The sequence below is a fragment of the Paenibacillus sp. FSL K6-1217 genome (assembly GCF_045040735.1).
Classification (GTDB): Bacteria; Bacillota; Bacilli; order Paenibacillales; family Paenibacillaceae; genus Paenibacillus_AQ.
Genome location: NZ_CP150271.1, coordinates 1,352,491 through 1,366,013, shown reverse-complemented (window position 1 = coordinate 1,366,013; position 13,523 = coordinate 1,352,491). Strand labels below are relative to the sequence as shown.

The following is a 13,523-nucleotide window of genomic DNA, read 5'->3' as shown; positions in this document are numbered from 1 at the left end:
CTTCATTGAAATATTATAGCAGCTCAATATACCCTTCGCTTCCATGGATACGAATGCGTTGCCCGTCCTGAATCAGCTTGGTCGCATCCGCCACTCCAACCACCGCCGGTATACCATATTCCCGTGCAATCACGGAACCATGTGTCATCAGTCCCCCGACCTCGGTGACCAGTCCTTTGATAGAGACGAACAAGGGGGTCCAGCTGGGGTCTGTAAAGGAGGTAACTAATATATCCCCCTCCTCCAGGTTGGCCTCCTCCATCTTAAGGATGACCCGGGCCCGTCCTTCGACAACACCCGATGATACAGGCAGACCTGCCAACGCTCCAGGCGGCAGTTGCTCCCTTTTGTACCGGCCTGAGAGAATCTCACCGTCAGACGTTATTACACGCGGGGGAGTGAGCTTTTGATACCTATTAAATTCGTCTTTACGTGTGCGGATGAGTTGATAATCGAATGAACTGGTACGGACGGCTTCTTCCAGCTCTTCATAATAGAGATAGAATATATCCTCCAGGTCACGGATAATCCCTGCTTCAACCAGTCGTTCCGCTTCCTTCAGCATTGCCTGCTTGTATACCATGAAACGGTTAATATAGCCGTATTTGGGATATTCCCGGTAACCGATGAAATTACGGACCAGGTCAATATTCCGTTTAGTTTCCCGGGCTTTATGCTCACCATCCGGCAACTGCTTCAACCTTGCCAACAGCTCTTGTTCCTTATTCCAGGCTTCCTCCCGTCCCTGTTCAAATCTCTGCTTGCCGGCATTAGGCCCAAAGTTCCTGATGTTCCCGAGGATGATAGGCAGCAGCATAGACGGCTTCTCGCTCCAGCGGGGTCTGGTAATATCAATTTCCCCTGTACAGCGCATTCCGTATTTGTCCAGGTAGTCTGTCAGAGCGTCATAGGCTTCTTGTCCGCCCTCTAATGTAGACAGTCCGGCCAGGAACTCTTCCCCTTGTGCCTGCTGTAAATAATCTACGACCTGCGGAATAGGGCGAATCACATCGGCGACATCCAGCAGCGCCAGGCCCATCTCTGAAGTGATATTGTTCTGCACAGACTGCGAAAGCGTATCTGCGGCGTTAATCTCACCCAGCCACTCGTACATATGATCATTGATCCATGACGAAGCATCCATGGCAGCCATAAACACCGCCGTACTCTGCGGATTGAATAGAACTCGCCTAAGCTCCAGTATATCCTCCCGGATAAAATCAAATAAGGCTGAGCCTGACTTCGTCCGGATGCTCTGTTTCAGTACTTCTACCGACGCTTCGCAGCTCTTAATCAACTCCGTAACGATGGCCGGATCGCCTCCGGCAGGGGCTTGATCTGCGGGGGAAGGCTTGGCTGTAATGCTTTTGTCAGGAACAGGCGGCTGTTCGGCCTCCGGGGGAGCAGGGATGAAATCATCCCGTTCGATGATCGTCAGAAGCGCATCTTTGACCAGCGGATCGGATTTGCCAAGCGTATCAATGATTGTCCTTCTGGCTGGTGAAGTTAAATGGGAGGTGATATCGACAAACAGCCGTCCGCCGGCTTTACGCATGCTGGCAGGGGATATCATCAGGTAAAATGACAAGCCCAGCGGCTTCATAGCGTCAGTCATCATTTGCCCGTGACCTACGGATATATATGCACGGTTCTCCTGGTCACTGGATTCCGGGATGGGATATAAAGTCGTAATCGGCCGGCTCTGGACGATATAGAAGGTATCCTCGGCCAAGCACCATTCGATATCCTGGGGGGACCCGAAATTAGATTCTATGTGTCTCCCGATACGTGCGAGCTGTAAAATCTGCGGTTCCGTGAGCGTCTGAGCCTCTTGCTGACCGGGACCCAGCACACGGGTTTCTGTGCCGCCTCCCGGCAGACCGTAGATTGCCAGCTTTTTGGACGCTATCCGCTTCTCGACGATACTCTCTTCCCGCACCTTGTAGACATCCGCAGACACCGTGCCCGAGACCAGCGCCTCACCCAGGCCATACCCGGCATCAATAGATAGCAGCTTGCGGTTATTCGTAATCGGATCTGCGGTGAACAGAATGCCTGAGGCCTGCGGGAAGACCATTCGTTGAACAATTACAGACAAGTAGACCTGTCTGTGGTCGAAACCATTCTGCATCCGGTAGATTACCGCACGGTCCGTGAACAGCGACGCCCAGCATTTGCGGATATGCTCAAGAATGGAGTCCAACCCGATAATATTCAGATACGTGTCTTGTTGACCGGCAAAAGACGCCTGCGGCAAATCTTCAGCCGTTGCACTGGAGCGCACCGCATACGCCTGATCATCCCCAAGCCGGGAGAGCTGCTGCGTAACTGCTGCCACAACTCCGGGCGGAATCTCCGCGCTTTCAATCGTCTGGCGGATCGCTCTGCTGATGTCAGCCAATTGTGCCGGGTCTTCGGCTTGTACCACCGCTAACCGGTCCAGCAAAGCATGATACGCTTCATTATTCCGGGTAGCTTCCTGATAACCTTCGATAGTCACACAGAAGCCTTCTGGCACATGGATGCCTTCCATCCGGGACAGCCTGCTAAGATTCGCGCCCTTCCCACCCGCCAGCAGCAGCTGTGCATTGTCCATTTCCTTAAGCCCTATAACCAGTGATTGCATCTCGATCTCCCCTGACATGTGAATTAGAAGCCGTAACCCGCAAGCCTGTTCAGCGAGAAAAAAATTGACATCAGCGTGGCGGCATGTTATATTAGTAATATAAGATGTCTCTTCTCTATTCTCATTTTTAAAAACAGCCGTATTTGATTATATCATCGTGTATGGATAGATGCAATATGGAAGAACCCGGACAATAGCCCGGGTTCTTTTTTTAATATAAATGTATGTGCTGCACGCTATACCTTATCCTTCTATTTCCCGCTGAGAGGGTATCGTCTGGGATGCCTCAGCATAGTCTAGTTATTTCGTCCGTAGTAGAGCTTCAGGTTCGTTACATCTACCAGATAGAGGATATCAATGCCCTTTGGACTGCGGTCTGCCGCCAGCCGTTCGACCGGGATGCCCGGTGCAAGCGAGCTTTCCGTCCAGCCACCCCCGGTATTCACTGCCATGAACGCACGGTCAGTTCCGCTGCTTTTGACATAATAGATTCTTGCTGCTGTACCGGTCCAGGTCACATCGATTGCAGCGTTAGTGGGAGCAGCGTCATAGACGGTCTGCAGGTTCCAGCCTCCTGCACCGTACGTAGCCTGCTTCACCGCAAAGCTTGTGCCCCCCTCCTCACGGTAACGGTAAGCGATCACCGGACTTCCCGCCGAATCAAGTGTCATCTTGGCGCTCTGTACGCCCGGCCCGCCGGGGTCACTGCCGCTCTGAACATAGGCTTCGCTTGGAGCCATAGGCTGCACAATATCCGCCGTAGTCAGTGAGACCGGCGCTGTAACCGGAGTTCCATCCGCTTTACTGAATACACCCGTGGACGGGCTGTACTTCATGTAGGTTAACTGATGGCGCAGCGGGCTGGCGGCGAAGTACGCCCACTCAAATAAGATATGCAAGTCGCCGTTAGCGTCAAAGACCAGATCATCCGGGTAGACAGACCGGTTCAGGTGCGCCGCAATGGTCTTGACCTGAGTCCAGACCGAATCAGCATTGTTCCAGCGAAACAGCACGGCCTCTCTTTTGCCGGCCGGGTCTTTGTCAACACGCACCAGTAAATACAGATCTCCATTCGGAGCAGTAGTCACAACCGGATAGGTTACATTCATGCCTGCGGGCAGCTCGTCCGAATGGTTCTGCGGAATCCCGCCTACAGTATCTGAGCGGTAATATTGCCAGGCTGTGCTATGCATGGAAGCAAATACGTGGAACCGCCCGCTCCCGTCTCTGGCCATGGAGGGCTGATTATGTCCGAGATCGTCCACATATTCCGCAGGGGTTGTCCCATCCATGAGCGGAAGCTTGGTCCATAGCCCGTCTTTGTCTCTTCTTGCAATGGCTACCGTATGCTTGCCGGGTATTGCTCCCGGGGCGTTATAGGCCATATAGGCATACTCATAGCCAAGCCCGTAAGTGGCAAGCGGAGACCACCATCCGGCCTGATTGCTGGAATCCATCGGAAAAGGCACCTCTTCCAGCACAGCAGCCGCGCTCCCCGTCCCCGCAGGCAGCACGCTCAGCAGCAGCGTCATCACAAGAGCAAGCAGCCAAGGTCTGTTCTGTTTCAGCTTTGTGTTCTTTTTTAACATTCTGTTCTGCTTCAACGATTACGCCTCCCTTAATTCTGTGCCTTAGAAACGAACACAAATGAATACAAACGAACATAAACGAATACAAACTTAACGAGATGTAAACGCATACAAGTTTCTCCGGCACCGCCTCCCCGTTCCCGCAACTATCCTGAAATTAGTGTACTTGGGACTAGTGTGATGTGTAATGTGTGCTACTGTACGCTAGTTGCTAGTGTTGCTGGCCCAACAATAGCATGCAGCCATGAAGATTGTTACTGTACTATTGCAAGAATGCTGTAACTGGGGGGCAAGATTGCTGTAACTGGCGGCTTTTATTGTTATAGCTGCACTAAGCGGCATGAATTCCCACTCTCTTTCTCGCATCGCCTACTTTTAGCGGCATCCGGCGTAGGGAGGTGCACTAATGCTCTTCATTTGCTCGCTTGGGTCGCATTCGCTGAATTCAGGTGCACTAGTGCTCTTCATTTGCTCGTTTGGGACGCATTAGCTAGTGCTCTTCATTCGGGCGCTGGCAGAGGTTTTCAGAATATGAGGGGCACTAGTGCCCCTCCCGGCTCGCCTTCAACAAGACTTTGCCCACTAACCTTCGTGTTCAACAGATTACATTTTCTCCTCCTTGTTTTCCTCCTACATTTCCTACTTCTCCTACCTCTCCTACCTCTCCTACCTCTCCTACATCAAACTTTCAGCCCAAGCCATGAGGGGTATCTGCCGAAGCGCAAAAAGCCCGGTTTCCCGGGCTTTTCCAGAAATCATCACTCGAACATGCGCATCATTCGTTCTTCAGCCAACCGCTCACTTGCCTACAGTCACTGTCAGCTTCGCAGATCTGGACTCGCCTGCCGCGTTGCGCAGGACGGCTTCATATTCATAGGTTCCGGGAGCTTTACCGGAGATTGCAGTGACTGCGGACTGGGCATCCGGGGTGCGGGCCTGCAGGGTCTGGGTATCTGCCAATACTCCATTCTCGTACAGCCGGTATTCCGTTGCATTCGTCCCCCACCACAGATTCATCGTGATCGCATAGCTGCCGTCCCCGTCCCAGTTATCGCTGGATAATACGGCCTGCCCGGGGGACGCATCGGTTACCGTCACCGTCAAAGGTTCGCTTGTTACCGATCCGTGCGGGTTGCTGAGCTCCAGCGTATAGACATAAGTCCCGTTCTGCCTGCCGGCAATATCGATCTGCACGGACTGCGCTGACGGGGACTGGTCGGTCAGAGCACCTTCTTCAATCATTTCGCCGTTCTCGAAGAGCTTGAAGCGGGTACCGTTATTGCCCCACCAGAGATTCATGGTAACCGTATAATCACCGTCCCGCAGCCCCGTATCATGCCCGTTATTATCAGACAACACCGGCATGCCTGGAGCGCTGTCCGCGAGCGGGATGCCCTGGCTGATCCAAGCGGCCCATCTCGTTAGGACATTCCGTTGTTCCGCAGTAAAAGCTTCAGCAACGCCTGTGCCGACATCCTGGCTGTATGCAACAAGCAGCGACCGGGCCTTCGCTCCTTCACGCACGCCGACCGCCTGCTCCGCCTGCATAAGCTTACCGCTAAGCTGCTCTGCATGTGCCGCTGCACCCGGGTCTGCCGATTCACCCGCGAAGGCGCGGGTCAATTCTGCCAGACTTGCAAACGTAGCGTATATACTGTAGCTGAAATCCACACTAGTCTCACGGCCTGCAAGATCGCTAACGGTGGCCGTTATTGTATGCAGACCGGGTTCAAGCGTATACGCAGGAGCGTTCAGCAGCCCGCCGCCAGGCTCCGCAACACCGGACACCGTATCGGAAGCCGTGTAGCTAATCTCTACCTGCCGGTCAATCGTATACTGAGCTTCTCCCTGAATGACGACCGCCGGAGGAGTAAGGTCAATCGCCACATCCAGCGTCTGCCCGGCCTCCTTGTTACCGCTCCGATCCACGCTCCAGTAGGTCAGGGTATGCTTGCCCTCTTCACTTAACGTCAGCTTGCTGCCGGTCTGCAGCTCACCGCCGTCCACCTTGAAATAGGTCGTCTCCACTCCCGATTGCTCATCGCTTGCGGTTAACGTTATTTCGGCCGCCGATGTGTACCAGCCGTTCTGCTCTGTTCCCTTCACTGCCGCAGCCGTCTGCGGCGGGGTCTGGTCCGCCTGCTCTCCATCCGGTTTGACCCAGGCAGACAGCGGAATGTTCAGCTTTTTCACAAGCCCCGCTACCAGCTCCGATACCTTAATCGCACCGTTCATCTGCAGATGGGTGTTGTCCTCCGTGGTTCCCGTCCACATGAAAATAGACTTGGTGCCTTCTGTGCCCAGCTCCTGGAAGTACTCCCAGCTTGCTTGATTCAGGTCAATCAGCAGCGTACCGGTCTCCTGCGCGATTTCCTTCATTGCCTGCACGTATGCCGGGAAGCTCTTGTTCAGCACCTCTCCAGTGAAATCCCGCCGGTTGACGGGTGTAACCAGCACCGGTACCGCACCTCGCTGCACAGCGCCGTTAATGTAATCCTTCAGATAGATTTTGAATTGCTCCGGGGTAAGATAACGTTCCGGCCGGGACGGCGTGGAGTCGTTATGCGACCACTGCATGAACAGATAATCCCCCTCATGAATGCCGAGCAGAATATCGCCCAGATATCCGCCGGTCAGGAAGGTTTTGCTGCTTAGTCCGCCGACTGCCCGGTTGTCAATAAGGATCTTCTCCAGGTCAAAATAACGGCCCAGCGTCTCGCCCCATCCGGCCTGCGGACGGTAGCTCTCCGCATAATTGGCCACCGTGGAATCGCTCGCCAGATAAAGAGTTGGCTTATCGGCCGCCCCCTGCTCCGGCAGACGCTCGATCTTCAGCGCGTTGATCTTCGGCGTGCTGCCGGAGAAGCTGAAGTTAAATACGCCATCGATCAGGGCAATATCGTAGACGACTTCTTTGAATTCCCCTTTGGGGACGGTGGTCACCGGCAGTTTGTTCATTTGCTCCACCGTAACACCGGCCTGGGTCGCTTCCTGCGCATCCCCAATGGTCATCGTCACCCGGTAATTCGCCGGCTTCATCTCCACCAGCAAAGAGGTACCATTCACCCGTGTGAAGTCCTCTGTCAGCGGATTGCCGGTACCCCGGTTCTCGTCCCTGACCAGCGCAGTGTCGGCGAACCCGTAGCCATTCCCTTCAATGTAAGCCCGTTTGGCATCCACCTTGGTATAACCTTCGGCAGCACTGCCGGAGCCAAAATCAAAGGAGTATGCAGTAATATCACCCGCAGGCTCACGGGTCAGTGAATCACGCGCAACGGTAAGCATGTTCACCGCATGATCAATTTGCGCCTGCGTAGCTGTTGTTCCGATTAGCGCTCCGGCAGCATTCACGGCTCGATGCAGTACAGCTGCGGAAGCCTCCGTGTATCCTGCCAGATCGATCGCCTTCACCTCCTGATGTAGTGCAATCAATGCCGCCATATCGCCTGCTGCCACCGGCAGCTTCGTGCCTTCAATCTTCACATTGTCGATCCGGGTGGTCCAGTTCAGCGTGCCTCCTCCTCCTTTTCGCGTACCCAGGAACCGCAAGCCCCTAACGTTATTCGCATAGACGCCAGGACTCAGCGGAATATCGCGGATCGTCTGGGTGACACTTGGGTTAGCGAGACTTGTCAAGGTGAGATCAAGGCTTTTCCCAGCAAAATCAATCTTCACCTTAACATTCACCCACTGATTCTTCGGAATATCCGTAGCGGTTCCGCCCCCTGGAATGGCAGTGCTGCCGGTACCATAGTCATGTGTATACGGGCCGGTGAAATAATGAATGTTCGTATTTGGGCTTGCCGTACCGGTCTTGGTGAACAGGGTGAGAATCAAATTCTCACTCGCATCCATCAGCGTCAGATGTCCCTCCGAAGGGACAGCGCCCACATTGCCGGAATGCCAGTTGAAATTGACATCCACGATGTCGCCGTTCACCGCATCGAACAGGCGGAACACCTTGGCGCGGTTACCAGAGCCGGAACCAGCCACGGACAATACCTTGTTCCCGTTCTCTTCTGTAACCATCCCCGCCATGGTCCCGGCAATGCCCGTGGCATTCACCATGGAATATTGTGCAGCGGCCGGATCGTCCTCAAAGTCCTCCTCGTAACGCTGTACCTCCGGCTCTGGCTCCGGCTCCGTTATTCCGGGATCGGTCACGAAGGGCGATAGACTGAGGCCCATGTTCTTCACTGCGCCCGCTACCAGACCGGCAATGACCTGCGCACCGTAGGTACTGAAATGGGTATTATCGCTGACCCCGTCCGGGTACTTCGGATATTCCCCCGGATGGGCGTAGAGGAACAGCTTCTCCGTAGCCGCCAGGCCGATCCGGTTATATTCCGCAATGCTTAACTGGCTCAGATCAATCAGCGGGACGTTCAGTTCAGCCGCTGTTTCCTTCGCCGCCTTCACATATTCAGGAAAGCTGGCATTGAATTCCTGAGTGATCGTATTGAAGTCCCTGCGACCTACCGGCGTTAACAGAATTGGAGTAGCCACGCGCTGCCTGGCTCCGGCCACGTAGCGGGCCAAGTAGGCTGCGTAATCTGCCGGAGAGGCATAACGGTCAGGAATGCCTGCGCTGGCATCGTTATGGCCGAAGGAGATGAAGAAGTAATCCCCCGGCCTGATCCGCTGCAGAATACTATCCAGACGGCCGTCCACCATGAATGACTTGCTGCTTCTGCCGCCGATGGCATCATTCTGGATCGTTACGCCGCTGCTGAAATATTTACCGAATGGCTGGCCCCAGCCCTCCTGCGGAGCCTGCATCCCGCTGTAGGACTGCATCGTCGAATCCCCGGCCATATAGATGGTGGTTCCGGTTCCCGGCATCTTCTGCGGGTACTTTTCAATCTTAATCTCCTGCACATCGGCAGCCTTGCCGTAGAAAATAAACTCTAACTGCCCGTCAACCACTGCAATGTCATAGGAATAGAGCAATGGTGTTCCGGCAGGGACCTCAGTGAGCGCCAGCTTTTGCACAAATTCGGATTTGACCCCTACGTTCGAGTCTCTGTCTCCGCTGCCCAGCTTGAGCGTCACCTTGTAATTGGCATTCGGCAGGTCCACCGCAAACTTGGTGTTCTCCGGCAGGGAAGCGTGGTTCACACCCAAGGTGATTCCGCTTATGCTCTCGAAACCATATCCCGTGCTCTCAGTGTACGGCGTAGCCTGCACAGAGGTTGTTCCGGCTGGCTGCTGAGTACCGAACCCGAAATGGTAGACCTGCTCCAGCGGTTGCGGAGAGCCGGCCAGTGCCAGATTTGCTTTGGGGAATGCTGTAGCCTCTGTCCCCAGGTAAAACCCCGTATGCGGCGGCTGATTGTACGCCACATTCTGCCAGGCGATCCCCAGCCGGTATACCGGATCTTGCATTAGCGTTGGAATTCTGTAGGTTGTAGGAATCGTAGTGGTATAGAGTCTGTATTCCGAGCTGTCTGCGCTGCGAAGCAGCAGCTCCTCGCGCCAATCGCCCAGGAGGTCCGCCTGAAGCGCCGGGTTGCCTTTGGTATGATTGTTGGTCAAACTACCCGCCGCCCGGACAATCTCCTTCAGCTGCTTATTCCGGTAATCCCACTTGTAAATGAGCGGAATGCCTTCCGCTGTAGTGTTATTCCAATCGTGGTCGAACAGCTCCCGCTGAAGATCCCCGTCCCACCAGATGGCGAAATTCGCGCTTCGCGGAACTTCATTCTGCTCATAGATCACCTCACCGTCAGCCGCATAGCCGCGGGACAACGGGTCCATCTGCCCGTTTACAATCGTGGATGCCCAAGACTCATAGCCGGGATGATTCGGATCGATATCGGCTGACATCCCCCGTCCGGTATCTTTTCCGGTGAATTGGCCCCAGAGGATCTCGCCCGTAGCGGCATCGCGCATCTCCAGCCCGTAGGCCGCATCCTTATGCTCATGCACGCTGACCACCTGATACCCTTCCCGGTTCGGATCGAGCTTCCCGGCATGCATGGCATCTCCATGACCCAGTCCGGTGCTATAGAGCAGGGTGCCGTCATCGTCAATCGCCAGCGCACCGTACATGATCTCATCCCGGCCGTCATTGTCCGCATCCAGCACACTTAGATTGTGATTGCCCTGCGCTTCGTACTGGGCACCGGCATCATTCGTGTCGAAATTCCAACGCTTCACTAATGCACCACCTGTGTAGTCGTATGCGGTAAGCGTTGTTCTTGTATAATAGCCACGGGCCATAACCACGCTGGGCTTCACACCGTCCAGGTAAGCAATCCCGGCCAGGAACCGGTCTACGCGGTTGCCGTAACCGTCTCCCCACGCGCTGACATTGCCCCTTGGCGGATCATAGTCAACGGTGGACACCGCAGCGCCGGTCTGGCCGTCGAACAGCGTCAGATATTCCGGCCCGTCCAGGATATATCCGCCGTCATTGCGGTAATCCTTGGTGCCGTCACCGATGACTGTGCCTTGCCCGTCTTTGGTGCCGTCCGCTGTCTTGACCACGACCTCGGCTTTGCCGTTGCCGTCCAGGTCATACACCATGAGCTGCGTATAATGCGCCCCGGCCCGGATGTTCACGCCAAGATCAATGCGCCAGAGCTTAGTGCCGTCCAGTTTGATCGCGTCAATATAGACGTTGCCGGTATAGCCGGCTTGTGAATTATCTTTCGCATTGCTGGGACTCCACAAGAAAACGATCTCATATTCCCCGTCCCCATCCAGATCCCCAACAGAGGCATCTCCGGCATAATAGGAATACGTCCCCCCGTCTTTGGTCCGGCCATCGGCAGGCTTATCCAGCGGAATCGGCAGATAAGAGTTATGCCATACCGCTGCCCGCTCCGGCTGCATTTCCTCCTTCCCGGCAACAATCGTAGAAATCTGATATTGTGAGCTGTCTGCACCCGTGGCATCCACATAGTTGGTAGAGTTCACGATTGGTGCCGGGTTGACCTTCATGCCGTTCTTATAGACGTTGTAAGCGATTTCATCCGAGTCCGTATTCAGGTACCTCCAACTCAGAAAGACGCCGCCATCTGTCAGAACCGCCACCAATCCACGGTCCAGATATTCTGCCTGACGGGCGGGATGATTTCCGGTAGAGGCTGCAAGTGCCGGTGCAGGCGGGAGAGCAAGCGGGGTGACCAGCAGACAGGATAACAAGAACGCGAGCATTGCTTTTTTAACCGACCTCTTTTTTCTACCCATGAACTTCAGGCCTCCTATTATTCTAAAATCAATTTAGAAATCAGGGGAAACTTGTGCAGAAGCCCTCATCGTTGTCTTCCAGCTTGAGCTTTAGCAGCGCCCGCCTCCTTTCATGGCAGCGTTCATATGGAGCGTAACAAATAACAGGGATTCATTCTGCTCAAAAAAAAGCGATTTCAGCCTAGAATCGACTTTTATAATGTGTATACAGGATTCCAATATGTGGTATTATCAGGAATATGTTTGGTTAGGGGAGTGTTTATGGCACAGGCACACGTAGTTTCAAATGAACGAACTGAACAAGAATATGTACATATACTTTTCGGCATGTCTGATGCTGGTTCCTTAAAAGTAACACTCAGTGCTCTTGGCAAACGTGAGGCAAACCAAGTCCTGGCTTTTAATGAATTATTCTCAATTGGACCTTTATCAGTCTTGGATACAATAACCGGAATGCAGAACAGACAGCTATGGATGATGGAACGTGATGAGAATTACAGCCTTAGCCAACATCACAACCAAGAGAATCAGCTTGTCCACATGGCGCAGACTGTGAAGAGTATTCCGCACCATAAGATCATCGTCATTTGGGTGGCGGATAATGCGCATGACCAGACCGGGCTGCGTTTCGTATTGCATGTATTGCGGGATCGCATACAGCCGGTGCATATGGTTAATGTGACAGAGCTTTATCATTCAGCCGCAGTTCATGGCACAGAAGAGGTCACACCTCATTTTATAGGTGAAACCAATCGTGAGGATTATTTATTTATCGTAGATAGCCATGGTCAAGGCCTTCCTCTTGAATCTGATCAGAGAAGGGGCTACGAATCGGATTGGCTGAGGTTGGTGGAGGAAAATCAAATGCTGCGTCTGTGGAAAGATGCCGTCATTATCAGCTGTGATGAAAGCGCGCTGGATGAGGTAATTCTGAGGTCCGTTATTGAACTGGAAATGGAGCAGGAGCGCAATCAGATCAGGAAGGGATACGTTAACGCAGGCAGTGTCTTCATCCGGGTGTTCGAAGTCTCACAGCAGCTCGTGGACACTTCATTTATAGTCAATAGAATGCGAGAATTGATTAAGCAGGGCGTCTTGATGTCCATCGGACAACCGGGGGAGTTGCATCAATTCTCGCTTAGACGGGCATCTGCAGAGTAAGTGAATAATTAGTGGCTTAGTTGTATTACGTACAGCTAAATCGTCTAATTTACCGCCTATTATCCGCTTAACTGCATTACGTACAATTAAAATTCCTATTATCCATGAGTTCTCTCCATTCGGGCAAATTTAGTTGTACAGACTACAGTTAGAAGGGGGAAGTCCTGCCTTTTCACGGTTTTTAATTGTACAGAATACACTTATCAATTCATCAGGTCATACAAATGGTCAAAAAACAGCGCAGCGGCCCTCCTAAAGAGAGAATCGCTGCGCTCTTTGATTACTTCATATACAGCTCCACCAGCTTATAACAACGTTCCTTCGTCACAGAGGCCAAGGTCGCTGCGTACTCCAGCCCTTCCATCGTTCCGCCCTTATACTTGGCAGCCGCTTCCTCTGCGGCCTTATCGCGTTCCTTGATCCAGTTTAGCTGTTCCTCTTTCAGTTTGCTCATATCCGCCTCGGGAAGCTGCGCTTTGAGCGCCTGGTAGATTTCATTCAGCGCCTTGTCCCAGCGTTCGTGCTCCTTGGAGGCCGCCTCCTTCATATCTGTCGTGACGCCGCTGGCTGACACCGCCTTCAGATCGCTGAGACCCTCTTCAATCTTATCCAGCTTGTCAAAATAAGCCTGCCGCTGCGAGTCCCCCGCCTCCGCACTGGCCTTCGGCGTGGCAGCGGGCGCGGCCGTCTGTGCCGGAGCCTGTGCAGTGGCTTCCGGTGCGGGCTCTGCTGTAGCCTCAGGTGCCGGTGCCGGCGTAGCTTCCGGTGTAAGCTGCGGGCTTGCAGTGGCTTCCTGTCCGGTCTCTGCCGGGGCTGCCGCTCCCCCGCTATCCGCATCGTTATTATTGCCGCAGCCAGCCACTAGCAGACTGGAGATTAATAGGGTAGTTAGAATAGCTTTACGCATAAGTCATCATCCTGTCATTGAGTTATAGTCGAGACTGTTGCTTACC

Annotated in this window: 5 protein-coding genes; 1 reads left to right on the top strand and 4 read right to left on the bottom strand. The window is 53.7% G+C overall.

The annotated features are described in order from the left end of the window. Nucleotides 1–13: 13 nt before the first annotated feature. The 3 genes from ppsA to MHH28_RS05815 all read right to left on the bottom strand — a co-directional run bounded on the left by ppsA (nt 14) and on the right by MHH28_RS05815 (nt 11,409). Nucleotides 14–2,626: a phosphoenolpyruvate synthase gene (gene ppsA, locus MHH28_RS05825; protein WP_405112942.1), complete on the bottom strand. Its 2,613-nt coding sequence runs from the start codon at nt 2,624–2,626 to the stop codon at nt 14–16. A 296-nt stretch (nt 2,627–2,922) separates the two neighbouring features. After that, a complete protein-coding gene (locus tag MHH28_RS05820) occupies nt 2,923–4,230 on the bottom strand; it encodes a BNR-4 repeat-containing protein (RefSeq protein ID WP_405112940.1) in 1,308 nt (435 codons plus the stop codon). A gap of 783 nt (nt 4,231–5,013) precedes the next feature. Beyond that, nucleotides 5,014–11,409, bottom strand: a complete 6,396-nt coding sequence (locus tag MHH28_RS05815; RefSeq protein WP_405112938.1) for a GDSL-type esterase/lipase family protein — start codon at nt 11,407–11,409, stop codon at nt 5,014–5,016. Nucleotides 11,410–11,670: 261 nt separating this feature from the next. Here MHH28_RS05815 and MHH28_RS05810 point away from each other — a divergent pair, with 261 nt between their 5' ends. Next, on the top strand, nt 11,671–12,570 hold the full coding sequence (locus tag MHH28_RS05810) for a DUF1835 domain-containing protein (protein WP_405112936.1): 900 nt from the start codon (nt 11,671–11,673) through the stop codon (nt 12,568–12,570). A gap of 280 nt (nt 12,571–12,850) precedes the next feature. Here MHH28_RS05810 and MHH28_RS05805 read toward each other — a convergent pair whose 3' ends face one another. After that, nucleotides 12,851–13,477, bottom strand: coding sequence for a lysozyme inhibitor LprI family protein (locus tag MHH28_RS05805; protein ID WP_405112934.1), 627 nt, complete (start codon nt 13,475–13,477; stop codon nt 12,851–12,853). Between the last annotated feature and the right edge of the window lie 46 nt (nt 13,478–13,523).

Excerpts from the sequence above, each read along its gene's own strand:
- MHH28_RS05810 (WP_405112936.1), top strand. The coding sequence starts at position 11,671 with ATGGCACAGGCACACGTAGTTTCAAATGAACGAACTGAACAAGAATAT.
- MHH28_RS05815 (WP_405112938.1), bottom strand. The coding sequence starts at position 11,409 with ATGGGTAGAAAAAAGAGGTCGGTTAAAAAAGCAATGCTCGCGTTCTTG.
- ppsA (WP_405112942.1), bottom strand. The coding sequence starts at position 2,626 with ATGCAATCACTGGTTATAGGGCTTAAGGAAATGGACAATGCACAGCTG.
- MHH28_RS05805 (WP_405112934.1), bottom strand. The coding sequence starts at position 13,477 with ATGCGTAAAGCTATTCTAACTACCCTATTAATCTCCAGTCTGCTAGTG.